Genomic DNA, 26,499 nt, shown 5'->3' with positions numbered 1-26,499 from the left:
TGTACTAACCAACAGGTTTCCTTGTTCTTATGAAACTAATGATTATTTGGTTTCCACGTTTCACTTATATTACTGATTCTGTAATATCAAGTGCGCCGGACTGAACCAACCCCTTTACATAATTATAATTATATTATACATGATTATGATGTGCTGTTCAAGTTAAATATGCACGATTTCCATTATTCCGCTAACCTGCAAGCAGGGCAAGTGTATTGGCACTTGCACACTTTTGAGATTTTCCCTTGCGGGAAAATCTCAAAACTTGCTTGTTGGGGAGTGTATTCTCCGAACCCAGAGACTTCGGGCTAAGTTGGTCCGAAGTCGGCGCTTCGCACCTCATTGCGTTTTGCGTTTGTGATAGATGCTGTTAAGTATTATAAGTAGTTCGCTAGAAGGTCACAAAAATAGAAGAAATCTTATATTATTGCATCATCTAAGAGATAAGATTTCTCAACTACAAAGCCACAGAAACGGCTTGTTTCTGCGGCTTTGCTCTGTGTTTTTAGTGTTTTTTATTTTTGTCCAATGGCTTGATCAAAATAAGTTTTCTACTGCATGCTGTGCGGCTATACGTCCAGAGTTTACCGTCCATCCCTCTTGAGAACCTGCCGCGATGCCAACATCATAAGAGTCGCCGTACAAGCCACCAGCATCGCAACCAGCAGCATATAATCCGCGGATGACATTTCCATCTGTTCCCAAAACTTCTGCACTGGGTGTAACTTTTAGTCCACCAACTGTGCAGTAATATACTTTTGTAAGCTTAAATGCATAGTAAGGCCCCTTCGTTACGGGGAGCAGGAATTTATCAGGTTTTCCAAAGTCCTCATCTACTCCGCTCGTGGCATACTCGTTATACTGGGTGACGGTCTCTGTAAATGCCTTAGGATCTACCCCCATTTTTTGTGCCAACTCTTCGTAAGAATCGGCTACAAAAATATCGGGATTACCAATACTAATTTCATGTTCGAGCTCTTCAAATACCTTTGTAAGCTTTGAACCTGTAGGTACAAACTTGCCTCTCCCAAAGAAGCAGCCTTTATCCCTGATATATTCAAGTGCTGCGGTATCCATCACATTGAATACCTCCTGTTGCTGGCTCATTGCATTTCCTGAGAAAGAAAAATCAAAAACAATTGATTCGTCCGCAAAACGTTTTGCTTTTTCATTTACCCAGAGGAAAGGCTGACGACCTGCTGCAGCGTTAAGCTGAGAGTATACCGACAAGCTCCTAAGAACACCACCGCACATCATTACTGTAGACATGCCAACTGTATCGGCGCCTACATTAATACCCATTGAGATGCCATCACCTGTTCTTTGTGGTGAACCAATCGCCATGATATCTTCGTAGTTAAAGTCTGTGTACTTGTTTATCATTTCTTCGCTGTCAGCGAAACCACCTGTTGCCAAGATTACAGCTTTTGCTTTTATATTGACGATTGCACCATCCGCTTTTTGAGCTTTCACGCCTGTTATCATGTTATCTTCAGTAATTAATTCCGTAGCAGGTGTTTCAAGATAGAATTTTACGCCATTGTCTTGTGCGATATCATATAAGGTTTTTATGTACTGTTCACCAAGGCCTTCAAATACATGCCAGGTTTGAAGGGAAGGACCAAGGGTCTCAACAGCCGTAAATTTGACACCAAGATCCATAAGCCACGAAATTGTTTCACCAGATTTATCAAAAAAAGTCTTGGTTAATACAGGGTCTGCTTTCCAGTGATGATAAGCCATTACTTTTTTTAGAGCTTCTGCACTTGTGATAGAGACATTAGCCTCTTGTTGAAGTGGGGAATCTACGGCAAACATGCCTTCAGTATGTGCACTGGTTCCACCAACGGTAGCCAACTTCTCAAGAACGATTACATCCTTACCAAGTGTGCTGGCTTGAATAGCAGCAACTATACCGCCGCCGCCAGCACCAACCACAACAATATCTGTGGATAGTTCTTCTACAATATCACTAGTTTTAGTATTTTGTGTTTTTTCCTTTAGTTTTGTCACATCAGCGCCAGCTTCTATTGCGCATTTTTCAACAGCGCTAAGTATTGCATTTGAAGTAACAGTAGCGCCAGATACACTATCAACAGCCAATGTCTGACCTTCTACAATTGCACTTGGTATTCTGCTTATTGCAGGGTCTGAAATACCAGGTGTTTCTGCATGAGAAACCACGTTTACAGATGATATGTTGTTGTCTGTAAAGATAACTTCTACATTAACATCGCCATTATTTCCCTCTGCTGAAGCTGTGTAAGTTCCAGTTTTATAGCCAAGTGTAGCCGATTCTTTTGTCGTAGCACAGCCTGAAAATACTGCCATTGAGCTTAAAGCCATTGAAACAGCCAGCGCAGATGCTATTATCTTGTTGCTTATCATGGTTTCCCTCCTGATCAATAAAAGATTGTCTAGATCATAACACTTGACTTTAAAGAAGTAAAATTACATTATCAGATAGCGGTATAGCTTTTTTCTATGGTAGTTTTGGCTATTGATTATAGTGCAAAAATCATTGTAAAATAGCAGGTGCTAAATGCTATATTTACCCCATTGGTAGTTTTGTGATATATCAATAAATTGCTTAAGCGCAAAGGAATTATTGTCTTTTTGCCAAGCTATAACAAACTTCATATTTTCAACATTGATATGTAAATCAAGACATTTGTTATTATTTTTATATGGTAAATATTGATTATACCAACGGGAGGTGGGGAACAGACCAAGGCCTCCGGCCACCATCGATAAAACAACCTCTTCGTCATAAATAATATCTTCGTCTTTATACTGCAAACCGCCTGATTGTAAAATTTGTGCAGACCGAGACAGTTCAGATGAAGCATGGTCTTTAGTGGCAAATAAGCGTTCGCCACGCAAATCCTGTAGTGTAAGATATTTTTTATTAGCTAATGGGTGGTTTGAATTTATTATTACACAGGGCCCAGATTCAAATAAAACTTCATAATCTAATTCGGGGTGCCCTTGTATTTCGAATTGATTGGAGAAAATGACATCTACAATACCTTTTTTTAAGTCTTGAGTGATTCCGCTTAGTGTACCTTTCTTCATATTTAAAGATATCTTGGCAAATTTGCTTTTAAATGTTGCGATTAATGTAGGAATATACTCTGAAGCGATAGGGCCGCTAAAGCCAACAGAAAGACTGGATTCTTGCCTCTTATCAAAATCACGTAATTTCTGAACGCTGGACTGATAATAATTTAAAATATGGACTGCATTTTTTAAAAACAACTCACCGGAAGCGGTTAGACTTACAGATTTATTACTTCTTTCAAACAATTTCACCTGCAATTCTTCTTCGAGTGAATTAATTTGTGCTGTCATGGTTGGTTGGGAAATATAATTTTCCTCAGCGGCTCGGGTGTAATTTAAATGATTTGCGAGACTTACAAAATAAGAAAGCTTGCGAAGGTTCAATTTAATCACTCCAATTCGCTGTATTTAATAACATTTTGAACAACATAAATGGGTCAACGCATATTCAGTCGTGTTATCGCTGTAAAAGATGCTTAGTATTTACTATGTCAGGTCTAATTTTTAGTATTTTAGCATCTTTTATCGCACGATTCTATTTTATCGTATGTATGCAAAAAAGCCCAGCCTAAGCTGGACTTTTTTTGATTTAATAGGGACGAGAGATATCACCAGCTGATGTGGTGGTATCAACTGTGTATCCATGACATATAGCGACTGGGCTTTACTCAATCATCGTCATGGTTTGATATACGCATATCCCTCGGATTGCCGTTCAATTAGCTCCAAAACACCGGCGGGAACAACCTTTATAAATGGTAGTAGTTCAATTGGATCGATTGCCAGCGCTTTCAGGGCATTATTACATGCAACAAATACGACGCCCTGTGCATGTAACTGCCGTATATCTGTCTCGAAAATATTATCTAACAGCATATAGCCTTTTACCGCTTCAGAGTTGGCCAGAATTTCGATGCGCGTTTTTTCTTTATCCACCTGTTGTAACAGATTGGATACGTTTTTTAACGTCAACGCCCATTTGCTCATTTCGTCCACATGGAAAACAACGTCATAGTTCATGCAAAACGCTCCCGTATCATTTTTCGCCAACAGTTGATCGGCTTTTGCCCCGATTGTAGCATCCTTTTGCTCAGGCGTCAAATCTATCTGGGCATTGATTGCCGACAAAAGGGCAATCTAAATACAAAAGGAGCCTGACGCTGTTTTACCTAGCGTCGGCTCTTTTGCGCTAAACTACCGAATAATATATGTATGATTGTAGTTTTAGGACCTAGTTCGGCATGCCACACAAAGAAGCAACCTGTTACTTTTTAATTGCCCGGTCGCGTGGGCATATTTCTTTGCACCGGCATTTGCTCAAAAGATCTTTGAAACTGCTGTACCAGTTCAAACGGGCGTGCGGGTATTTGTATGATTTGGCCTACATAGAGGTTATACGGGTTAACGTGGGGGTTAGCTTCTACAATTTCCTGAACTGTTACACCATACATTTGTGAAATTCTATATAGGGTATCTCCCGGTTGAATAACATAATTAAGCATTTTATAATCACCTCGATACTATCATATGGCTATAAGTTTTGGATGGTGCCAGCGAATCGACAGAAAAAGGGTATTTTGATTCGTTGCCGATGTCGAAAAAGCGCCTTAGGTGAATGCATGTAAAACAGAGAAACGCCCACGCAGCCATAGAGTATGGCTTTGTGGGCGTTGTTTTTACGAGTACATGCCGTTGGCCGACATAAAGTCATAGATTTGTTTGCCGTGCTGTTGCTCTTCCTTTTGGATGTGATTGAGCGCATTTCTTACCTGATCGTCTTTAAACTCAAAAATGCTGGTATCATATACCGATGAAACATGCTTCTCGGTTGCCAGAATGTCCGAGCAGAGGAATTGATCGCGCTGCTTACCGGAGGAATTGCTGCTGTAAGTGGAAGTAGCGCTTGCTGTGCTACTTGATTGTTGCTGGCTAGAGCTGCTACCCTGGCTGCCTCCGCTGCTGCTGCTCATAGTGGGAACAGTTCCGCTCATGATTTGTTCAATGGTGTTTAGGTGGTTTTGTTCGGTTTGGCCAATCTGCGAAAATAGGTTTTTGAGTTGGCTGTCGGAAGCTTCGGACGAATACTGTGCGTACTTATCAACGCAAAGTTTTTCATGAGATTTCAAATCTTGAAGAAGCATAGTTTCTTTTTGGCTTAATGTCATAAATTAATCACCTCGGCCTTAGTATTTGGCAGTGATGATAAAATATGCATGTCATGGTGGAAATGCTGCAAATAAAAGGACTGCATAATTGACATCATTATGTTTTTAAATGTTAAAATAAATATGTCCCACAAGGCTTTTTATTGCGCCAAAGTGCGAACAATTACTCAGACTAAAAAGTGTTAAAACATGCCGAGAAATTGATGTTGGCATTGTCCCAGTCGACAACGTTAAACCAATCATCAATATAGCTTGCGCGCATGTTGTAGTGCTTTAGATAATAGGCATGTTCCCAAACATCGATGTTTAAAATAGGGCAGAGGTTCCATGATAGCGGGGTATCTTGGTTTGCGGTGGTGATAATCTTAAGATCCCCTCTATTGTCAACAACCAACCACGCATAGCCTGAACCGAATACCGATAGCGCGGCGTTCTTAAAGGCAGACTTAAAGGCATCAAAACTGCCGTAAGTTTTGTTGATATCCTCAAGCAGCATGCCGGAGAGTGATTTTGCGTTGGCGGCAGGTATCAGACCGTTAAAATAGAAACGGTGGTTATAAACGCCTCCGGCATTATTCCTGATAGCATTGCTGTTAGAAGCGGGCAGTGTCTCCGGCGGCGTGACCAGTGCTTCAAGCGGCAACCTTTGTAGTTCTGGATAGCGCTCAAGCGCCTTATTTAGATTGTTGACATAACCCTGTAAATGTCTGTCGTGATGGATTTCCATGGTCTTGGCGTCAATAAATGGTTCCATTGAATTATAGGCATAGGGTAATGGAAGATTAACAAACTTGTAAGAGTTGTTGATGTTGTTCATGCTGTTATCACCACCATTTTTAATATGTTGCTTTAAAAGGTTGGTACGATTAAGATTAAACGGATCACTTGCTGATGGGACATTGATACCTTGAACATCTTTGTGGGTCTACCATTTTAAAATTTACTTGAATATCGGCGATTATATGCATAGGGCGGGCCCATAATATAGGGGCAAAGGAAAGAGGTGGCAGCATGAGAATTCCAAATCACATTGCTCTTATCCCCGACGGTAACAGACGTTGGGCCAAAAATGCTGGGCTTGAAAAGCATGAAGGATACAGCCGCGGGCTGCATCCGGGGGTGGCCTGCCTTAAAATGGCACAGAGATATGGGGTTAAGGAGCTTACTTATTACGGTTTTACTACCGATAACTGCAAAAGACCGCATATCGAAGTCAATGCTTTTTCCGACGCCTGTGTCGAGGCGGTACAGTTGATTCAACAAGAAAACGCCAATTTGATCGTGGTGGGTAATACCGAGTCGCCGATGTTTCCACCGGCGCTTTTACCCTATGCAAAAAAAAGGACATCCTTTGGAAGTGGTGTCATCAAGGTCAATTTTCTGGTCAATTACGGCTGGGAGTGGGATATGGGCAATATGCATACAACGGCCAATAATCGCAACGCCATCACGCAAAGCTTGAGGTCAAGAGAAATTTCACGCATTGATCTTGTTATCCGCTGGGGTGGTAGAAAGCGGCTTTCGGGGTTGTTGCCAGTTCAAAGCGTCTATGCAGATTTTTACACGCTTGATGAGATGTGGCCAGACTTTAAAGCTGAGCATTTGGAAAAAGCTCTCGCGTGGTATGATACACAGGATGTCACGCTTGGTGGTTAGGACCTAATAACGGAGGCGGGCAGTACGGCCAAAACGGCCAAGCACTGCCTGAAAAAACCGCTCTTATAACGATGGGATCCGGTCGCCCATTTTCTATTTGGAACACTAGAGAATACTTTCTCCCTTCTAGCTCGGTGTTTTATAAATTAAAGTCACAGAAACTTGTCGTTTTTTATCGAATGCGGTATTATTATCATAATTAAGCGACAAAAAACAAAAAAATAGTATTTGGGTTCAAAGAAATGTAGCGCATTGCACAATATTCTATTGACAAAAAATGAAAACCGGTATAACATTAGGACTATTGAAAGAAATAATGTGGAGGCAGTATGGCGGTGGATTTGGCACAGCAAAAGAATTCGATTGCGCAATCTACCATTACAAAGGCGGCCGGAGAGAACGGACTGCTTGAACGTTATCTGCCAATGGTGCACAGCCGCGCCAATGCCTTTAGGCAGAAGGGCGTGGAAACCGACGACCTTATCCAAGAAGGTGTTATCGGTCTTTTACATGCTATTCGCGCTTATGACCATAAGTATGGCGCTTCGTTTGAAACATTTGCATACGTTTGTATTACAAATCGCCTCCGCTCCGCAGTGGCAACAGCCAGCCGAAAGCTGCCAATAGTCAGCCTTGAGAGCTGTCCGCCATGGGGAGAAAATTATTGGAAGACCACGCAGGAAGAGGATCCGCAGGAGATTGTGATAAACCGCGAGCAATTAGGCCAGTGGTTACATAGGGTGGACACCTGCTTATCCGGCTTTGAGCATCAGGTCATTCGTTATTATCTGGGTGGATATTCTTATCAGGAGATTGCTCGGCTTCTTCAGAGCACGACTAAGGCTGTGGATAATGCACTCCAGAGGACCAGACGCAAGCTGCGCAGGTTGTAATGACCGCTGAGTTCAGCGGCAAGTATCTTCTTTTTCCAGAATGTACGCCATTCGGCTACATAAATAATACCCTTAGGTACACTGGCGATCCCTAGGTCTCCGGAATGCTTCGGGTAAATCCAATCCATAAGCGAGGTAAAAGAAATGTACGAAGACAAAACCTTAAAATGCAAAGAGTGTGGCGCTGATTTTGTATTTACCGCTGGAGAGCAGGAGTTCTATGCGGAGCACGGCTTCGTAAACGAACCCCAAAGATGCAAAAAATGCCGCGATGCCCGCAAAAATGCTTCAAGGCCTGAAAGGGAAATGTTTGTTGCTACATGCGCAGCATGCGGCAAAGAAGCAAAGGTTCCTTTCAGACCTCGTGAAGACCGCCCAGTGTACTGCAGCGAGTGCTTTGCAAAGTTAAAAGAAGTGTAAGCTTAAATCCGTATGTGAATACACCGCAGGATAGTGTTATCCTGCGGTGTGTTTTTTTTATTTGTGTACGAGTTTTATGCCGGTATTACTGGCAAAATGGTGTTGTTTGTGGTATAATAACGAAACATCAATTGTTGTACTGAATTATGTCCAATGACTCGCCTTTGAATGGGGCGCTGGACGATTATATCCAACAAGAGCAATGTGTAAAATGCCCAGAAGAAGAGAGGATCATCAATTTTGAGTGCTGTTGAAACACTTGATCCCCGTTTGCGCAGCATCGCGTCGATGGTGCGCAGCGGTTCACGGCTGGCCGACATCGGTTGTGATCACGGCTATTTAATTTGCGCCCTGATGCGCGACGACAGAATAGACAGCGGTATTGCTTGTGACATCAAAGAAAAACCGCTTAATAAGGCGCGTAAAGAAATTGAACGACAGGGGTTAACTGATAAGATTGCCTGCCGCCTTGGCGACGGGCTTTTTCCGTTAAATCAGGATGAGGTGGACGACATTGTCATCGCCGGTATGGGCGGCGAGATGATTGCATCTATTTTAGAACGTTGTCCATGGGAAAGTCTGGCGAATAAGCAGTTTTTACTTCAACCCATGACTAAAGCGCCGTTCTTGCGCCACTGGCTTTGCACCAACGGCTATTGCATCTCGTGCGAAAAGGCCAGTGTATCAGGTGATCATGTCTACACCGTGATGCGGGTCGCATATACTGGCTGGCGGTGTAAGCTAAGTGAATATGACCTATACTGCTATGCAGGGGAGCTGGCTTGCGACCTGTCAGAGGAGGCTCGCGCTTATTTGTGGCGCACGGTGTTATCGCTCAAACGTCAAGAGCGCGGGGTGGAGCTGAAAAGCCCTGAAAAGGCCGCTCGTTTGCGTTGCCTGATTAATAAACTTATTACGGTCATAGAAGAGGGGAAGTGAGCCTGTGGCACTCGACGGTATGATGCTCTCGCTATTAAAAGCCGAGCTTTCACAGGTGCTGATCGGTAGCCGGGTGGATAAGGTTTATCAACCCGTTAAAGAAGAGTTGATTCTAGCTATACGCGCACGGCAGGAAAATCGCCGGTTGTTGCTTTGTGCCCATGCGGCGTCCGCGCGGGCGCATTTTACTACCATTTCGGTCGAAAATCCCAAGCAGCCGCCAATGTTTTGCATGCTGCTGCGTAAATGGGTTGGCAATGCTAAGCTGGTCGCTATTCGGCAGCCCGGTTTTGAACGAGTGCTGTTTTTTGATTTTGAAACAGTTAACGACCTTGGCGATACCGTCATTGTCACGCTGGCAGCCGAGCTGATGGGCCGTTATTCCAATGTGATTTTAATAGGGGCCGACGGCCGCATTATTGATTCGATGAAGCGCGTCGGGGCCGACCGTTCGTCATTGCGCCAGATTTTGCCAGGTCTGCGCTATGAAAATCCACCGCCACAGGAACGGATCGATCTATTGGCCGACGGTGCACAGGCGGTTATAGATGCACTGAAGGCTTCCCCGCGGGATATTGATACCGCTAAGCTCTTGCAGGAGACGCTCTCGGGTGCCTCGCCAGTATTGGCCAGAGAAATTGTTCACCGCGCGCTGGGCGGAATTTCGACGAACAAAAGCGAGCTTTCGCAGACGCAGTATGCCGCGCTGGTTGTAGAGCTGGAAAAGCTTTGTAGTGTGCTGGAGTCCGGCGTAGCCGAACCGACCACGGTATTGACATCTGACGGGGTGCCGAAGGATTTTTCTTTCATCCCCATCGGACAGTATGGCAATGCCATGCAGGTAAAGCGCTTTGATGAAATTTCCGTCATGTTGGATGCATTTTACGGCGAGAAAGACGCCGTAGACCGCATGAAGCAGAAGATGAGCGACTTTTCGCGCCTAATCACTGCGCGCATAGAGCGTATTGAGCGTAAGCTCTCGGCTCAGAAGCAGGAGCTGCTTGATTGCAAAAACCGAGAACAGCTACGCCGTTTTGGCGATTTGTTGTCCGCAAATATGTACCAACTTGAAAAAGGGATGAACCGCATTACAGTGCCGGATTATTTTGATGAAGCGGGCGGTGACGTGACCATTCCGCTGGATATCCGCCTGACACCGGTGCAAAACGTACAGCGTTACTACAAAGAATATCGCCGGGCCGATACCGCCGAGAAGATGCTCAAAGACCTGATTGCGCAGGGGGAACAGGAACTGGCGTATCTTGACACCGTCTACGACTTAATGACCCGGGCGCGCAGTGAAGCCGAGCTTTCAGCTATTCGTGCAGAGCTGAGTGAGGGTGGTTATCTAAAGGCCGCGCCATCGGGAAAAAAGAAGCAGGAGCAAAAGCTACTCCCGCTGCAATATCGTTCATCTGACGGTTTTTTAATTCTCTCAGGTCGAAACAACCTACAAAATGAACGGTTAACGTTAAAAGATAGCCGCAAAACCGATATTTGGTTTCACACACAGAAAATTGCAGGCTCACATACTGTGATTGTTACTGAAGGGCAGGAGGTGCCCAACCGCACGCTGACCGAGGCGGCAGTTATTGCGGCGGTTAACTCCAAAGCACGCAATTCCGCTAAGGTGCCGGTGGATTATACCACAATTAAAAACGTTAAAAAACAACCTGGGGGCAAGCCGGGCATGGTTATATATGAAAATTTCTCCACCGCCATCGTCGACCCTGACGAGGCGCTGGTGCAGTCACTGATGCTGCCTTAAACAAAACGCATTTTCAGTCTTTCCAATTCCACCATTTGAGTTTTTGGGGGTCGTGTTGTGTATGGCTGGCATAATAAACGGCACAGCGATAAACATAAAGCTGACAGCGATCAATTTTTTGCCCGCGCAGCGCACACTCCCTATCATACATGTCCTGGGGGTCGGCACCTTTCAGTGACGCGATGGTCGAAAAACCGAGCAACAGCAAAGCCTGCTCAGTTTGCTTGCCAACTCCAGGGATTTTTTGCAGTTCACCCATTCTATCACAGCCCCTTTTGTGCTATTATATCGGCCGGCAGCGTGCGCCGTCAAGCGGATAGCAACTGTCATAACAGAGACTAAAATGGAAAAGGAGATTTCCCATGACCTTAGATCAGCTTGACCTGCTGCTTTCGCAGGTGCAGAAACCTGCGCGCTACACGGCGGGAGAGATGGGCGCGGTGGTCAAAACGTTGACGCCCGGCATGCTGCGCTATGCGTTTTGCTTCCCGGATTTATACGAGGTCGGTATGAGCCACCTCGGTATGAAAATATTATATGGCCACGCCAATCGCCGCGACGACGTTTGGTGCGAGCGAGTGTTTTCGCCCGACGCCGATATGCAGACCGCCATGGAAGAGATGGGGGTGCCGTTGTTCGCGCTTGAAAGCCTTGATCCGGTTAAAGACTTTGACCTCATCGGTTTTACGCTGCAATATGAAATGTGCTACACCGAGGTTTTAAACCTCTTGAATTTAGCGGGATTGGCAATCCGCGCCAAGGATAGAACTGACCCGTTCCCGCTGGTGGTGGTGGGTGGGCCTTGTGCTTCCAACCCTGAACCGCTGGCAGATTTTATTGACTTGGTCTCACTGGGTGAGGGCGAAGAGGTTTCGGACGAGCTATTCGACCTGTGCATACAGGCCAAGAAAGAGGGTTGGGATAAGCCTGAAGTTCTGCGCCGCGCCGCGCAGATACCGGGCATCTATGTGCCTTCGCTTTACGACGTGACCTACAATGAAGATGGCACCATTTGCACTATTACCCCCCGCGAGGGCGCGCCGGCCGTGGTATCAAAGCGTGTCATCACCGATCTGGACAGCGTTTATTACCCCGAGAATTTTATCGTTCCGTTTTTAGATATTGTTCACGACCGCGCTGTGGTCGAGCTTTTTCGCGGTTGCAACCGTGGCTGTCGCTTTTGTCAGGCGGGCTTTTTGTACCGCCCAATCCGCGAAAAATCGTTTGAGACGGTTGCTAAAGATGCTAAGAACCTGATTGAATCCACCGGTTATGACGAGATTGGGCTGTCGTCCCTTTCCACCAGCGATTACTGCGGATTGGAGCCGCTGCTCGATTCGCTGCTGGATTGGACCGAGGAAAAGCACGTCAATTTGTCATTGCCGAGCCTGCGCATCGACAATTTCTCGGAGTCGCTGATGGAAAAGGTCACGCGGGTGCGCAAATCCGGCCTGACCTTCGCGCCAGAGGCAGGTACACAGCGCCTGCGCGATGTCATCAACAAAAATATTACTGAACAAAATGTTACGGATACCTGCCGGACTGCCTTTTTAGGCGGCTATACGGCGGTGAAACTCTACTTTATGATGGGGCTGCCTACCGAGACTTTGGACGATATCAAGGGTATTGCCGACCTCGCCCAAAAGGTGGTCGACCTTTATTACAGCATGCCGGAGCGTCCCAAGGGCAAATCGGTCAGCGTCAACATCAGTGTGGCCTGCTTTGTACCCAAGCCTTATACGCCGTTTGAATTTGAGCCCCAGGATTCGATGGAAGCGCTGCGCGAAAAGCAAAAATATTTGCTTTCCTGTGTACGCTCACGTAAAATCTCTGTTAGCTATCACGACTCGGCTACCAGTGTGGCGGAAGCGGCGCTGGCACGTGGTGACCGTAGACTCTGCCAGGTGGTTGAGGGTGCATTTTTGCGCGGCAGCCGTTTAGACGGCTGGGACGACCACTTTAAGCCGCTGGCCTGGCAAGAGGCGTTTGAAGAAGCGGGGCTCGACCCGGACTTTTATGCCCGTCGCCGTCGCAGCTATGATGAGGTGTTTCCCTGGGATCATCTCGACTACGGTGTGACCAAGGCATTCTTCATCCGTGAGCACCAAAAGGCGATGCAGGCCGCCACAACGCCCAGTTGCTTTGCAGGGTGTAACGGTTGCGGTGCGCAGCGCCTGACGGGAGGGGTATGTAAATGTATATAAAAACAGTACGTATCTTTTTCAGCAAATCGGGGCGCGCCATCTATATTTCTCACCTCGACCTCATGCGCGCCATGACTCGCGCTTTTTCACGCAGCGGGCTCCCTGTGTGGTATACACAGGGCTTTCACCCGCATCTGTACATCACTTTTGCGCTACCGTTGTCACTAGGAACCACCGGCCTGTGCGAGTCGATGGATGTGCGTCTGCTTGAGGAGGTTTCTGATGAGGAAATTATCTCGCGCTTAAATGCTGCGCTGCCCGAGGGGGTGCAAGCTGTTTCTGCAGGTGAGCCGGTTATGGCTCCCAAGGAGATTATGTGGGCAGATTATCACGTGCATCTGCGCTGCGTTGTTTCAGAGGGGCGGCAGGCGCTGGAACGCTTTGTTGCGCTGGAGGAAATTCCGACGCAGAAGCGCAGCAAAAAAGGCATGAAAACGGTGGATATTAAGCCGATGCTAAAAATTCTCTCGGTGGAAGAACAATCGGATGGCTTGATGCTGAAACTTCGTTGCCGCGCTGGTGTTGAAATCAACCTGAATCCTACGTTGGCGCTCGACGCGTTAACCGAAATAACCGGCTTTAAGTCCGACTGGACAACCATTGAGCGCTTTGCGATCTTAAACGAGGCGCTTGAGAATTTCAAATAATATTTAAAGCGCCCGAGCTGCGGATTGTACGCAGTTCGGGCGCTTTTGGTTGATGATAAAGTTTAGGTAAACGCACAAACTCCCATATTTCTGGGGAAAACCCCCGCACCCTGCCAGTATTAGAACTTTTAAAAAGACTATTCGGTTCGGTAAAGTTTAATTTTGCCATTTGAGTTTAAAAAGCGGACGAGAAGCGCCGCAACAGGAGCAGCCAGCATACCGAATAGACCAAAGGTGCGCAACCCGAAAAACATAGCGGTCAGTGTGATTACCGGGTGCAACCCCAGCGAATCGCCCACTACATGTGGCTCGATAATATTACGCATTACGGCAATGACAGCATAGAGCACCAACAATCCGGCACCCAGAGGCCCGCGCCCGTTGACCAGCTCAAATATACCCCAAGGAATCAAAACGGCGCCTGAGCCCAGCAGAGGCATGATGTCCAGCACAGCGATGACAGCGGCAATCGTCCAAAATCGTTCGATACGTAGTGCCCAGAGCCCGATTGAAAGTTCACAGAAAGTGATGAACATGATGATGGCGTAGGCACGCGCTAAGCGCAACAGACAGGAGAGCAGAAAATTTTTAATATCCAGCATCATTGGGCGCATGCGATGGGGTAGCTGCTGCAGTAAAAACAGCGTGACGCGGTCATAATCCATCGCTATGGCAAACGAGGAAATAATCATGAAGACAAAGCCGACGATGAACAGCGGCAGCCCCTTCAAAAAGCTGGTGAGCATATTTATTAACGAGTTTGAGATGCCAGCCACCAGATCTTCAGTAGCGTTGGAAATCAGCGCAAACAATCCTTCTACCGATATGACCGAAGCCGGTGCCAATTGCTGCAAAAGCCATAGCAGTCGGTCGCCCGCCCGCTGTGCTTTTGGCAGCAAAACGTCGGCATAATATAAGGGGAAATCGGTTGCTATATCGGCCAATTTGCCGATGGCAAGTCCGGCCAGCAACCAAAACAGCAAAACAACGGTAGCGTAAAACAAAATTCCGATTGCAGCACTAGCGAGTTTTGAACGAGCGTGAAAGCGGGTTGCCAGATGTTTAAACAGATATGCCAGCGTTAAACTGAACAAAAAAGGCCAGAACCATGGGAGCAAAAAGCGAAGCCCCAGAAAGCAAAGCGCCGCAACAATTGCACAGTAGAGAACCCGAATGATAAAGTTAAGCTTATCTTGCTGTTCCATGTGCGCCACCACCTTTTTTATGATAAATTAAAATCAAAACACGTTGCCCAACCGGGCAAAAGAATAGCCCACATTGATACCTTCGTCTGGAAAAGAGACTTGTCAAGATGACATTTAAACGCAGGCAACATTATGAGTTACCACCATCTTAGCATATTTAAGCGAGGACGCATAGATGCATTATCTGTGCTGGGATATTTAAGCCGAATCCATTGTGCTTGGCGAGTTAAATACATTATTCTCATTAATTGCATAAAAACATGATATGATTATTGTGAGATATGAATATAATGATGCAGATTAATTGAGGAAATACAGTTAAAAATAATATAAAACAAAGATAAATTGAGCAAATGGATTTATTTAAGGTTATAATCTTAAATAACGCCTGATAATAAGATTAAATAGCTTTAAACAACCATAAATGATAATTGCAATAAATGAAAGTCAGTGTTATAGTGTTTCTAATCTAAGTACAAACGTTTGTGGTGGGTGGAATAAAAGCGCGAAAAGATTCTGAATTGTTATAGTCGCCCTTTTGGCTGTGGCGTTTGTACCCGGCTGGCGCCGGTTTTGAGAGGCTATTCTTGTATATTGAAAGGAGTGGTCAAAACCATGTGGACACCCCCAAAATATTTGGTTGTTGAAACGGAAATGCTCCCCGAAGTTTTCTCAAAGGTAGTATATGCAAAGCAGCTGCTGGAAAACGGTGAAACCAATAATATTTCTCATGCTGCCAAAATGGCCGGAATTTCACGTAGCGCGATCTATAAATATCGCGATGCGGTTTTTCCTTATGTCAGAGAAATGTCTGGCAAGGTGGTCAGTGTTTATGTGCTGCTTAGAGATAAACCAGGAATGCTGTCAGGCTTGATTGCCGAACTTTATCGCAACGGTGTCAATATTTTGACCATCAATCAAAATATTCCGGTTGACGGCCTTGCCGCGGTCTCGGTATCTATCTCGCTGGATGCTACCAGCACCAACGACATGGAGTTGGTAACTGCCATTAAAAAGCTTGACGGCGTTGTTGAGGCGCGCAAGCTCGCCGGTCGCTGATAGCACTCGTTGGTGAACCTGACGAGAGAACGGCTTTTCGCTTGGCATTGTCATTCTTCTTGGCGGGCGACAGCCCGCCTGTATCGTTTATAGCAGGCCAGCGTTACTTTTTATTTATAAACCCATATCGGTATTCAAGCCCCTATGGCGCTTAAATACCTAACAATAGGAGGCATAAGCTATGAAAATTGCAATAATCGGCTACGGTGTAGTCGGCTCCGGCGTAGCAGAGGTTTTTTATAAAAACCGGGCGCGTATTACAAACAAAGCCGGAAAAGACCTGGACGTTAAATATATTGTGGACATTAGAAGTTTGGCGGGAACACCCTATGCTGACAAGAGCGTCACGGACTTTGAAATAGTTTTAAATGATCCCGAGGTTGGCATTGTCGTTGAAACAATAGGCGGCTTAAAGCCCGCCTATGATTTTTCTAAACGTAGTTTGCTGGCAGGCAAGCATGTCGTGACCTCGAACAAAGAGCTTGTGGCAACCCACGGCGCAGAGTTGCTGGCCATCGCCAAAGAAAAGAATGTCAATTATCTCTTTGAGGCGAGTGTCGGGGGTGGTATTCCGGTGTTACACCCGCTGTACCAGTGTCTTGGCAGTGGTGATATCACCGAGGTGGCGGGCATTTTAAACGGCACCACCAACTTTATCATGACCCGGATGATCGAGGATAACATGTCCTTTGAAGATGCGCTCAAATTGGCGCAGAAAAATGGCTATGCCGAGCAGAATCCTGCTGCTGATGTCGAGGGCAAAGACGCTTGCCGCAAAATTTGCATTCTGGCCTCCCTCGTCTACGGCAAACATGTTTATCCAGATGAGGTGCATACCGAAGGGATCACCAACATCACGTTAAACGATGTCAGCGCCGCTTCAAAGGCGGGCTATGCAATTAAGCTGATCGGTCGAGTGAAAACGACAGAGCAGGGCCTTATGGCGATGGTATCCCCGGCGTTGGTTTCAAAATCGAGCCAGCTTGGCAACGTGACGGATGTCTTTAACGCTGTTCTTGTGCGTGGATCGGACCTTGGTGACGTGCTGTTTTATGGACGGGGTGCTGGTAAAGCTCCCACGGCGTCGGCTGTCATCTCCGACATTGTCGATGCAGCTAGAGCAGATGGTAACATTCCCTCTCTTGGCTGGGAGGATGCCGCGCATGATACGCTTATTGATTACCGCAGCGATGTAACCCCGCTGATGTTGCGTGTGGCGGCCAAGGATGAAGCTGCTGCAGCAGAAATGTTTGGTTGCGTGCAAAAGATTGAGGGTTATTCGCGCGACGGCGAGACGGCGTTTATCACCCCGGCGCTTTCGGGCGAGCAGGCCGAGAAGCTAACAGCTCAGGCCGCACAGAAAAATGTGAGTATTCTTTCATTGATCCGTGTTTTGGACTATTAAGGGGGAACCGTATTGATTACCGTAAAGGTTCCGGCAACCTCCGCCAACGTAGGTTCGGGGTTCGACTCGCTTGGCCTGGCGGTGACGCTGTATAACGAGCTGCATCTGGAGGAATATGAAGGGTTGTCTATTCGGTCGCTTGACCATGTCGATGTGCCCTGCGATGAGACCAACTTAGTCTTTACTACGATGAAATCGTTGTATGAGTTGTGTGGCAGGCCGTTTTATGGCGTTCGCCTCGGGCAAATTAACAATATCCCGTTATCTCGCGGGCTGGGCAGCAGCTCGGCGTGCATTATCGGTGGATTGTTGGCAGCCAACCATATGATGAAGTTCCCGTTTTCAAAACAGGAGATCATCAATTTGGCCGCGTCGATTGAGGGGCACCCTGACAACACGACCCCAGCGTTGCTCGGCGGCTTTGTAGCCTCTGTTTTTGATGGTGAAAAGGTGCATTTTGTCCGGCAGGAGCTGCACGTAGGCATCAAATTTGCTGCGCTTATTCCCGACACCGAACTTAAAACTTCATTGGCTAGAAGCGTACTCCCTAAACGCATAAGCCACAAGGATGCGGTATATAACCTCTCCCGCGCAGCGCTTATGAGCGCTTCGCTGGCGACCGGCAGCTATCACAACCTTCACTGCGCCGCGGGCGACCGGCTTCATCAGGACTACCGCCTGCCTATGATCTCGGGTGCAGAGCGCGCCATGAAGATGATGCAGGAGGAGGGCGCCTACTGTACCTATATCAGTGGCGCAGGATCTACTCTAATGGCGATGGTTCCCGGCGAAAAAGAAAATATTTTCTATTCCAGAATGCGGCCTCGCCTGGATTCTGAGGGCTATAAAAACTGGAAGCTGCTCATGCTTGATGCGGATAATACCGGCGCAATTTGCGTAGAAAGCATCGCGTTGCCCGATGATGTAAAATGATTTAAATACTGTTGCAGACTATAAACAGGGGGAAAAGAAGTTGAATCTCATAGTACAAAAGTTTGGTGGCACTTCAGTGGCCGACGCTGCACGCATTGAGCATGTTGCGGACATCATTACACGTACCTATGCCGCCGGACATAACGTTGTCGCGGTTGTTTCGGCACAGGGCAAGTTTACCGATGTGCTGGTTGACAAGGCCAACGAAATCAACCCCAAGGCCTCGAAGCGCGAGATGGATATGCTGCTTGCAGCGGGAGAACAAATTTCGATCTCACTGCTGGCCATGGCGATTGAAAAGCGCGGGCTGCCGGTCAAATCCTTTTTAGGTTGGCAGGCGGGCTTTATAACCGATTCCCACTACTCAAACGCGCGCATCCGAAAAATCAACAAGGATCGCATCGAAAACGAGCTGTCAAAGCGCACCATCATCATTGTTGCGGGGTTCCAGGGCATCAACCGATATGATGATGTGACCACGCTGGGGCGCGGTGGCTCCGATACCAGTGCTGTTGCGTTGGCCGCGGCATTAAACGCTAAAAAGTGCCAGATTTTTACCGATGTTGAAGGTGTTTATACCGCTGATCCACGTATGGTAAAAAATGCGGTGAAACTCGAGTCCATCAGTTATGATGAAATGCTGGAGCTGGCGTCTCTTGGCGCACAGGTGTTGCACAACCGTTCGGTTGAAATGGCCAAACGGTATAACGTAGATCTTGAGGTTCTTTCAAGCTTGGAGAACAAACCGGGTACCATCATCAAGGAGGAAGCTGACGTGGAAAAGATGATTATCAGCGGTGTCGCAAAAGACACAAACATTGCAAGGATTTCGATATTGGAACTAAAGGATCAGCCCGGAATTGCCTTCAAGGTATTCTCGCTGCTAGCCAAGGAGAAGATCAACGTCGACATTATTTTGCAGTCGGTAGGCCGCAGCGGTACCAAGGATATCACTTTTACCGTCGCAAAGGATAATGCTGAGCGCGCGGTTGCGGTGCTGGATGCCAACAAGCATCTCATTGGAATCAAAGAGGTGCTGTGCGACACGCAAAGTGCCAAGGTATCCATTGTGGGTGCGGGCATGGAGTCCAACCCCGGTGTCGCGAGCAAGTTGTTTGATGCGTTGGCACAAGCGAACATCAACATCGATATGGTTTCCACCAGCGAGATTAAAATCTCAGTGCTGATCGCTTTAAAAGAGGCTGATCGCGCTGTCATGGTTATCCACGACGCATTTTATAACAACTGATTGCCAATTTAAAATAGGTCGCCCCGCCGTGCAAACGCTTTGTTGCTGCACGGTGGGGCATTTTTTTTATTGGAAGAGTACAAAAATAAACAAATTGAAATTATGTATTGACAATTAATAAGGTACCTGTATAATATAAAAGTATGAAGGTACCTTATTAAAATGCGGAGGGCGCGTATTTGAATCAAGATAATTTTGAATTGATGGAGAAATTTTTACGAATCATCCGACTACTGCATCAGCATCACCATCACCATCAAGTCGGTACACTGCGTGGCACTTTTGGTCGGGGGCAGGGGCGTGTATTGTCGATGCTTAAATCTCATCCAAACATTAATCAAAAAGAGCTGTCCGCCCTGCTGGATATCCGTGCCCAATCACTGGGGGAGCTTTTGACGCGTCTTGAGAACAGTGGATGCATCCGCCGGGTCGCTTCGGACGAAGACCGTCGGGCGCTTATTATTCAACTGACATCCAAAGGCGAGGCTGCTGCCGAACAGGCCGAGCAACATAAGCGGGAAATGGCCGAATTGTTCGAATGCCTGAGCGTCGAAGAAAAAAAGATATTAGGTGGCTTGGTCGACCGTCTGGCGGCAGAATTTGTAAAGCGGGACGGAGAAGTGGCACAACCAAAAGAACACGAAACACAAAGCGCTTTTGAGCGCCATCATAGGGGGGAGTAAATTTGGAAACCTATCTTTTTTATGGCATCGCCATTTTGGCGTTTTTTATCTCATTTTGTTTTGACAAGCAAAAGACCAAGGCTGCAGTAAAAAAAGCGTGGAAATCGCTGGAGAATATCTTGCCTCAGCTGTTGACCATGCTGTTGCTGGTCAGCGTTTTTCTGGCGTTTGTAAATACCGATATCATCTCCAAGGTCATCGGAAATGATTCTAGTTGGTTGGGCGTTATTATGGCTGCTTTGATTGGTTCCATAACCATGATTCCGGCGTTTGTGGCCTTCCCGACTGCGGCTATGTTACTTGAAGCGGGCGCGGGGTATATGCAAATTGGCGCGTTTGTGTCGACGTTGATGACAGTAGGTGTTGCGACCATACCGGTTGAATCTAAGTATTTCGGCAAAAGGCTGACACTGTCGCGCAACATTTTGGCGTTCTTTTTTTCATTCTTTGTGGCGTTTGTTATTTTAAAGGTGGTGGGTTGATATGAAAACATACCTTGCAATCATTAAAAAATATCGTTATTTTTTAATTCTAGTGTTTGCGGTGGGGATAATGACATTATTAAACCGACCGATTGGTCTTAAAGCGATAAACAACGCTGCTTATCAGTTAAAGCAGATGCTGTTCGTTATTCCACCGGTTTTCTTGATGCTGGGTCTCTTGGATATATGGGTGCCCAAAACTACTATGGTGCGTTATATGGGGGAAGGCTCTGGAATCAAAGGCATGTTGTTGGCCTTTTTTATAGGTTCTGCGGCAGCTGGCCCACTTTACGGTGCGTTCCCGATAGCTGCAGTCTTTATGAAAAAAGGTGTCAGTTTCTTAAACCTCATGATCTTTATCGGAGCGTGGTCCACGACCAAAATACCGATGATTATGTTTGAATTTCAATCGCTGGGGCCGCAATTTGCGCTTACGAGGCTCGCGGTTAATATTCCGGGTATCATTTTGATTGCCTATACGCTTTCAAAATTGGTTTCTAAAAAAGAACTGGCCGATATTTACAACAAATCTGAAAAAATGCTCAGCTAATTTTGATCGACGTTTAAAAAGGCATATCTTCTTTTGATGGAAGATATGCCTTTTGGCGCAATGGGAAGCGTTTTTGGCTCGGGGGATGTCAGTTTAATAAATGTCATATAGCGGCTGGGCTCCGACTTGCATACTTGGCGTAGTGCGTATAGTGTTCTTAAAAACTATCGCTAGGAGGGGGTTCACTTTCGCCCTGTAATTGTTTTACCTTCTTCTCAAGTGTTTCTATTCTGGCATCCTGACTGATGAAAGCAGTGATCAATATCGCCAAAAACAAGGCGATGACAACAATATTTGCCCAAAAGCTACGCATCAAAAGCTCCGCAAAAAAGAACGCTGAGACGACGCAAAATACAAGGCAGATAAAAAATGTACTCAGAAATTGCTTCAATCTTGTTCACCTCAAATCAAAACAGGTATTTTATAATTATTATACCATAAAGCTTTGTTATAAAAAACGTTGTTGTTTTCATGCTTAAAAGATCGTAAGTACATGGCTATTTTAGACATTAGAATTATAGGTAATTTTCCGTGGTGTTTAAAAAGTTTACATCAAAACCAACTTGGTGGAAAAGAAAACGAAAAGGCCTACTCTTTTTTACAAAGTTATGGTAGAATTCTAAAGAATGAAACTTTTAAATAAATTTATTTATAATGGAAAAATTCAAGGCAAATTTAGCACCTTATTTAAGGAAACATCAAAGTGGTATCCAATGATATGACTTATGTTGGGATATTGCACACATCAGGAGGAGTTATAATGAAACAAACAATAGCATTCATAATGGCAATAGCGATGCTGGCCTGCACGCTGTCTATGACATCTTTTGCAGCGGATATTAAGTATCCGGTAGACGACGTATCCTCCAGCTTCTATGTTTTGGATGATGATAACGATTTGTATCTGGATAAGGCTGCTAGCAAGGTTAGTTATGGTAAGACGGCTTATTTTCCGTTACTTAGCGCAGCGTCAAGTGCAGTGAGCGAAAAGCAAGCAGCTTACGACAAAGCAGTACAAGAATATGACGCTGCCCAAAAGCTGTATGAAAACAATTATAAGCCCAAGTTGGCTACCTATAATCAAAAAAAGACGGCGGCTGACGCTGCGGCGACAGCGTTGAATAATTTCGATTATGCCACTGAGTTGGCGACGATTGAAGCAAAGATCACTAGGCTCGAGGGCGAGTTTAAGAAAGCCAAAGAGGACCTTGATGCGGCGGGGTTAGTTTATGAAGCATCGAGAAAGGACTATGAAGCAAAAGACAAGGCGTGGCGGGATAGTGGCTTCCCGGACCCCAGTGAGCTTAAAAACCTCAGAGACAAAGCAGAAGAAAAGATGAAGACCGACGAAAAAACCTATAACGACCAAAATGGTGTCGTGTCTCAAAAAGAAACCGATTTGAAGAATGCCAAGAACGAAAAAACCACCTTGGGCACTAAGCAAACTGAGCTGGAAAATGCAAAAACCAACACCGCTAAGGAGCTTACTGACGCAGAAACTGCGTTAAAAACCGCAACCGGCACTACGGAAATAGAGTTGGCAAAAAAAGCGGTAGAAGATGCCCGAATAGCCATGGGCAAGAAAAAAACGATAAAAGAGAACGCTGAGAAAGCGCTAAAAGAAGCACAGGAAGCCAACAAATATAAATATGTTTACGAACAAGCAGCTACCAAGAGTGTTCGGGTTACGTCGGACTGGGAAGAGGGCAGAAACTACGTCTCGGACGTCGATGTGGTCAAAATGAGAGTGCACAGCGAGATAAAAGGCGCTACTACCAACTCGATGCGATACATTTACTTTCTAGCCGTCAGGATCAAGAAGGGCAGCAGTACACAAAACAGAGACGTTTTAGGTACTGTAAAGCTCAAGAAAAGTGGCAGCGACGGTTTTGAGTTTACCACCGACGTCAATTTAGAAATCGGCTATACTTCCGCGTCAAATAGCGATGCTGGCGAAGGTGTTATCACTAGCACGCCCACCACTTTCAAGGAGGGCGACGGTTTTGACGCCGAGGACGACTTCATCTTTGACTTTGAAGATGACAGCGATAGCCGCTTTGTGGTGGATACCAACAGTCAGGGCAGCATTGTACTAAGCTTTAACAATGAGCCTGACGAAGATTTGTTTGATGATTATCCCAATGCCGAACTGTGGTTTTATAACGGCAACTATGCCAGCTTTAACCGTGTGGGCGACCTGTTTTTAGGCTACCCTAACGACGATGGCTATGTTTATGAGGTCAGCAAGAGCGGGAAGCTCACACGCATAGACCCCGAATATGACGAATATGAGGAAGCGTATAAGATCCGAACCAGAACGCTGGGTCGCTACGTGATTTCAGATACCCGACTTAAAACCACCAGCAGCTCGTCGAATAGTTCTAGTTCGAGCGGGGCAGGAACAGGTACTGGCACTGGTACTGGAACGGGCGGAACGGGTACCACTGTTGTACCATCAATCCCCTCCACGCCTAGCTATCCCTACACACCGCCCGCATCATCCTCCAGCACTGCGCCACCTGTCCAGTCGTCTTCCTCCTCATCCGAGGAGCCTGAAGAGGAAGAAGAATCGGAGAGCGAGCCTGAGGAGCTTGAAGACGAGGACGAAATTGTCGATGTCGTTATCGACGACAAAGACGCTGAAGGGCCTGAGGAAAAGAGTGGAATTCCCGGCTGGGTATGGGCACTGATCATTGTCGGTCTTGCAGCTATTCCGGTCGCTATCGGTATCGTTTATTACCTGAACAGTAGACCGCTGCGCAGAGACTTCTTCAACGAAGACGAAGATGAGTACTATGACGATGACGAAGATTAAACAGAATTTCTAAAAAATGCGCCCTGTTTGTTATACAGTATGGTATACTGAACAGCAGACAGGGCGCGTTTATTTTGATTTTACACGATGTTTAATACTGATTTAAAATGAGACATATTCATTGAGAAAAGCCCGGCTACGCCGTGCTGGCTTCGCTTTTTATGCGAAAAAACGTCTCATGCAATTCCGTTGCTGAAAATTCTGTTTTATGATTTTAGACGGAATTAGTATAAAGGAGCAGGACAAATGGCTAATAAAAGTAATTTGATTCTAAAGCAGGTTCAAACCGTTATCGTGGGCAAGGATGAGGTGCTCTCTCGTGTGCTCATGGCAATCTTGTCCGGCGGCCATATTCTGATGGAGGACGTTCCGGGCGTCGGCAAAACCACGCTGGCACTGGCGTTCGCCAAGACGCTGGGTATCGACTTTAAGCGCATTCAGTTTACATCCGACAGCATGCCCTCGGATGTTGTTGGCTTTTCGGTTTATGACAAAGCCGGTGGTGCGTTGAGCTACAAGCCCGGTGCTGCCATGACCAACCTACTGTTGGCTGATGAGATCAACCGAACCTCCAGCAAGACACAGTCGGCACTGCTGGAAGTGATGGAAGAAGGGCAAATCACCGTGGATGGTGTGACCCGCTCGGTTCCTCAGCCTTTTGTGGTTATCGCCACCCAAAACCCCGTGGGTACGGCCGGGACGCAGATTCTGCCGCACGCCCAGCTCGACCGCTTTATGGTCAGGCTTCAGATGGGCTATCCCGATTTTGCAAGCCAGGTCAACATCCTGCGTGACCGCCAGACCGAAAACCCGCTGGACGCCGTTTCGCCGGTGATCAGTGCAGCGGCACTTGTAGCGATGAAAAACGAGGTTGCGTCGGTACACATTGCCGATTCACTCTATGAATATATCACCCAGCTGGCGCAGGCCACCCGCAGCCACCCCATGATTCAATTGGGCCTTTCCCCGCGTGGTGCGCTGGCAGTCTGCCGTATGGCCAAGGCTTATGCCTATGTTTATGACCGTGATTTTGTTGTGCCAGATGATATTGCCGAAATTTTCTGTGACGTTTGTGCACACCGCATGCTGCTGAGTGCCAAGGCTCGATTGGCTAACCTGGTCGCTACTGACATTTTAAAAGAGGTGCTGGAGTCCATTGCAAAACCGGTTTCGGGCACTTCGTCGGTACTCTCTGGTAGAGGAAGACGCAGATGAATGCAGCAGTATGGCTGATTTGGCTGGCTGCCATACTCCTCGTGGCAGTTTTTGGACAAACTCCTGCGCTGCGCTGGCTGCTGATGCTGTTGCCGTTTTGCTTTGTGGCATCGGCCCTTGCGACTTGGCTGGCGTCTAAAAAGCTGACGCTTTCGGTCAAGGTTAAGGAGGGCGGAGGTAAAAAGCAGGGCGCACGGGGCGAACTTCAGGTTATAAACCGCAGCTATCTGCCCGTGATGCAACTGCGTTGCACCCTTTTGCTGCGCAATCTGCTGACTGGCGAGGAGACCGGACAGGCAGTCTCGGTACCGGTGTTGCCAATGAGTCGGCGAAAGGTGACCTTTCGCATAAAATCACAACACTGCGGGCAGGTGGCCGTCACCTTTAAGCGAGTGGCCGCTGTCGATTTTTTTGGTATGACACGATATCCGCTGAAATTTGAAGCTGAGGCCGATACCATTATTATGCCAAACACCTTTCTCATGCGGGTTTTGCCTGTGATAGACAGTGTTTGCCCAGAGGAGAGCGATGAGTACGAGCCGGACAGGGCGGGGTATGATGTCAGTGAAGTGCACCAGATACGCGGATATATTCCGGGGGACAGCGTGCGACAGATCCACTGGAAGCTGACCGGTAAATTTGACCACCTTATGGTCAAACAGGCCGGACAGCCTCTAAAGCATGCGATGCTTTTATTTTTGGATTTTTCTACCAGTCACAAGAAAAAAAGCTCACCGGCTTGTTTTGATGCGCTTGCAGAGGTGGCGGTTTCGTTGTCACAGGCGCTGCTGGACGCAGGCATTGCGCATCTCATCGGATGGCGCCAGCCAGACGGAGCGTTGGCGCACGCTTCGGTACAAAACGCCGACGACTTAACAGAAGCGCTGCCCGAGATGCTTTGTGCACATGATTTGGGTGTGCTGTCGGAAGGGCAGGGGAGCAATCTGTTTGAGAATTTACGCTTTTCACAAATGATATGGCTCTGTACGGCAGTGCCGTCGATTTATTTTGATACAAACGCCAAGATGACGGTACTGTGTTGCACCGATTCACGCCAAAAGGACAACGAACAAGGCGATGAATCAGTCGTCTTTTTTACGCCAGCGTCTTATCAGAAGGACCTGGCCAACTTAATTCTCTGAGTGAGGTGA

At 46.7% G+C, this 26,499-nt stretch carries 26 protein-coding genes; 17 read left to right on the top strand and 9 right to left on the bottom strand.

Features of this window, described 5'->3' with window-relative positions:
• Positions 1-537 precede the first annotated feature (537 nt).
• From RBH76_02985 to RBH76_02960, 6 genes are all read right to left on the bottom strand, one after another.
• On the bottom strand, positions 538-2,388 hold the full coding sequence (locus RBH76_02985; GenBank protein ID WMJ84405.1) for an FAD-dependent oxidoreductase: 1,851 nt from the start codon (positions 2,386-2,388) through the stop codon (positions 538-540).
• A gap of 150 nt (positions 2,389-2,538) precedes the next feature.
• Complete coding sequence (locus tag RBH76_02980; protein WMJ84404.1) at positions 2,539-3,444, bottom strand: LysR family transcriptional regulator; 906 nt, start codon at positions 3,442-3,444, stop codon at positions 2,539-2,541.
• Between the two features lie 294 nt (positions 3,445-3,738).
• Positions 3,739-4,080: a DsrE family protein gene (locus tag RBH76_02975; GenBank protein ID WMJ84403.1), complete on the bottom strand. Its 342-nt coding sequence runs from the start codon at positions 4,078-4,080 to the stop codon at positions 3,739-3,741.
• Positions 4,081-4,331: 251 nt separating this feature from the next.
• A complete protein-coding gene (locus RBH76_02970) occupies positions 4,332-4,511 on the bottom strand; it encodes a LysM domain-containing protein (GenBank protein WMJ85189.1) in 180 nt (59 codons plus the stop codon).
• 225 nt (positions 4,512-4,736) lie between these two features.
• On the bottom strand, positions 4,737-5,225 hold the full coding sequence (locus RBH76_02965) for a spore coat protein (GenBank protein WMJ84402.1): 489 nt from the start codon (positions 5,223-5,225) through the stop codon (positions 4,737-4,739).
• A gap of 172 nt (positions 5,226-5,397) precedes the next feature.
• Complete coding sequence (locus RBH76_02960) at positions 5,398-6,042, bottom strand: superoxide dismutase (GenBank protein WMJ84401.1); 645 nt, start codon at positions 6,040-6,042, stop codon at positions 5,398-5,400.
• A gap of 194 nt (positions 6,043-6,236) precedes the next feature.
• Here RBH76_02960 and RBH76_02955 point away from each other — a divergent pair, with 194 nt between their 5' ends.
• From RBH76_02955 to RBH76_02935, 5 genes are all read left to right on the top strand, one after another.
• A complete protein-coding gene (locus tag RBH76_02955; protein WMJ84400.1) occupies positions 6,237-6,881 on the top strand; it encodes an undecaprenyl diphosphate synthase family protein in 645 nt (214 codons plus the stop codon).
• 329 nt (positions 6,882-7,210) lie between these two features.
• Positions 7,211-7,774, top strand: a complete 564-nt coding sequence (locus tag RBH76_02950) for a sigma-70 family RNA polymerase sigma factor (protein WMJ84399.1) — start codon at positions 7,211-7,213, stop codon at positions 7,772-7,774.
• Positions 7,775-7,918: 144 nt separating this feature from the next.
• Positions 7,919-8,194, top strand: a complete 276-nt coding sequence (locus RBH76_02945; GenBank protein WMJ84398.1) for a zinc-ribbon domain containing protein — start codon at positions 7,919-7,921, stop codon at positions 8,192-8,194.
• A 240-nt stretch (positions 8,195-8,434) separates the two neighbouring features.
• Positions 8,435-9,133 (top strand): class I SAM-dependent methyltransferase, encoded by a 699-nt coding sequence (locus tag RBH76_02940; protein WMJ84397.1) that lies wholly within the window; start codon positions 8,435-8,437, stop codon positions 9,131-9,133.
• Positions 9,134-9,137: 4 nt separating this feature from the next.
• Positions 9,138-10,901: an NFACT RNA binding domain-containing protein gene (locus tag RBH76_02935; protein ID WMJ84396.1), complete on the top strand. Its 1,764-nt coding sequence runs from the start codon at positions 9,138-9,140 to the stop codon at positions 10,899-10,901.
• Positions 10,902-10,914: 13 nt separating this feature from the next.
• Here the strand turns inward: RBH76_02935 and RBH76_02930 are convergent, their stop codons facing one another.
• On the bottom strand, positions 10,915-11,160 hold the full coding sequence (locus RBH76_02930) for a helix-hairpin-helix domain-containing protein (GenBank protein ID WMJ84395.1): 246 nt from the start codon (positions 11,158-11,160) through the stop codon (positions 10,915-10,917).
• A 103-nt stretch (positions 11,161-11,263) separates the two neighbouring features.
• Here RBH76_02930 and RBH76_02925 point away from each other — a divergent pair, with 103 nt between their 5' ends.
• Together RBH76_02925 and RBH76_02920 are read left to right on the top strand one after the other, a co-directional pair.
• A complete protein-coding gene (locus RBH76_02925) occupies positions 11,264-13,105 on the top strand; it encodes a TIGR03960 family B12-binding radical SAM protein (protein ID WMJ84394.1) in 1,842 nt (613 codons plus the stop codon).
• Positions 13,096-13,752 carry a TIGR03936 family radical SAM-associated protein gene (locus RBH76_02920; GenBank protein ID WMJ84393.1) on the top strand — a complete coding sequence of 219 codons (657 nt, stop codon included), beginning with the start codon at positions 13,096-13,098 and terminating at the stop codon, positions 13,750-13,752. The genes RBH76_02925 and RBH76_02920 overlap by 10 nt, the downstream gene beginning before the upstream one ends.
• A 137-nt stretch (positions 13,753-13,889) precedes the next feature.
• Here the strand turns inward: RBH76_02920 and ytvI are convergent, their stop codons facing one another.
• Positions 13,890-14,957: a sporulation integral membrane protein YtvI gene (gene ytvI, locus RBH76_02915; protein WMJ84392.1), complete on the bottom strand. Its 1,068-nt coding sequence runs from the start codon at positions 14,955-14,957 to the stop codon at positions 13,890-13,892.
• Positions 14,958-15,572: 615 nt separating this feature from the next.
• On the opposite strand from ytvI, the gene RBH76_02910 reads away from it, so the two are divergent.
• The 7 genes from RBH76_02910 to RBH76_02880 all read left to right on the top strand — a co-directional run bounded on the left by RBH76_02910 (position 15,573) and on the right by RBH76_02880 (position 21,318).
• Complete coding sequence (locus RBH76_02910) at positions 15,573-16,016, top strand: ACT domain-containing protein (GenBank protein WMJ84391.1); 444 nt, start codon at positions 15,573-15,575, stop codon at positions 16,014-16,016.
• Positions 16,017-16,197: 181 nt separating this feature from the next.
• A complete protein-coding gene (locus RBH76_02905) occupies positions 16,198-17,421 on the top strand; it encodes a homoserine dehydrogenase (protein ID WMJ84390.1) in 1,224 nt (407 codons plus the stop codon).
• Between the two features lie 12 nt (positions 17,422-17,433).
• Positions 17,434-18,354 carry a homoserine kinase gene (gene thrB / locus RBH76_02900; protein ID WMJ84389.1) on the top strand — a complete coding sequence of 307 codons (921 nt, stop codon included), beginning with the start codon at positions 17,434-17,436 and terminating at the stop codon, positions 18,352-18,354.
• A 40-nt stretch (positions 18,355-18,394) separates the two neighbouring features.
• Positions 18,395-19,603 carry an aspartate kinase gene (locus RBH76_02895; protein WMJ84388.1) on the top strand — a complete coding sequence of 403 codons (1,209 nt, stop codon included), beginning with the start codon at positions 18,395-18,397 and terminating at the stop codon, positions 19,601-19,603.
• A 179-nt stretch (positions 19,604-19,782) separates the two neighbouring features.
• Complete coding sequence (locus RBH76_02890) at positions 19,783-20,286, top strand: MarR family transcriptional regulator (GenBank protein ID WMJ84387.1); 504 nt, start codon at positions 19,783-19,785, stop codon at positions 20,284-20,286.
• A 2-nt stretch (positions 20,287-20,288) separates the two neighbouring features.
• Positions 20,289-20,768 (top strand): permease, encoded by a 480-nt coding sequence (locus RBH76_02885; GenBank protein WMJ84386.1) that lies wholly within the window; start codon positions 20,289-20,291, stop codon positions 20,766-20,768.
• 1 nt (position 20,769) lies between these two features.
• Complete coding sequence (locus tag RBH76_02880; GenBank protein ID WMJ84385.1) at positions 20,770-21,318, top strand: permease; 549 nt, start codon at positions 20,770-20,772, stop codon at positions 21,316-21,318.
• A gap of 157 nt (positions 21,319-21,475) precedes the next feature.
• Here the strand turns inward: RBH76_02880 and RBH76_02875 are convergent, their stop codons facing one another.
• Positions 21,476-21,709 (bottom strand): hypothetical protein, encoded by a 234-nt coding sequence (locus RBH76_02875; GenBank protein ID WMJ84384.1) that lies wholly within the window; start codon positions 21,707-21,709, stop codon positions 21,476-21,478.
• A gap of 369 nt (positions 21,710-22,078) precedes the next feature.
• Between RBH76_02875 and RBH76_02870 the strand changes: the two genes are divergently transcribed.
• The 3 genes from RBH76_02870 (at position 22,079) to RBH76_02860 (ending at position 26,490) form a co-directional block, all read left to right on the top strand.
• Positions 22,079-24,133, top strand: a complete 2,055-nt coding sequence (locus RBH76_02870; protein WMJ84383.1) for a hypothetical protein — start codon at positions 22,079-22,081, stop codon at positions 24,131-24,133.
• 246 nt (positions 24,134-24,379) lie between these two features.
• Positions 24,380-25,348 carry a MoxR family ATPase gene (locus RBH76_02865; GenBank protein WMJ84382.1) on the top strand — a complete coding sequence of 323 codons (969 nt, stop codon included), beginning with the start codon at positions 24,380-24,382 and terminating at the stop codon, positions 25,346-25,348.
• Positions 25,345-26,490 carry a DUF58 domain-containing protein gene (locus RBH76_02860; GenBank protein ID WMJ84381.1) on the top strand — a complete coding sequence of 382 codons (1,146 nt, stop codon included), beginning with the start codon at positions 25,345-25,347 and terminating at the stop codon, positions 26,488-26,490. The genes RBH76_02865 and RBH76_02860 overlap by 4 nt, the downstream gene beginning before the upstream one ends.
• Positions 26,491-26,499 lie beyond the last annotated feature (9 nt).

This window comes from Oscillospiraceae bacterium MB24-C1 (genome assembly GCA_030913685.1).
Lineage (GTDB): Bacteria > Bacillota > Clostridia > Oscillospirales > Ruminococcaceae > Yanshouia.
This window is presented reverse-complemented; position numbering and strand designations above follow the sequence as displayed.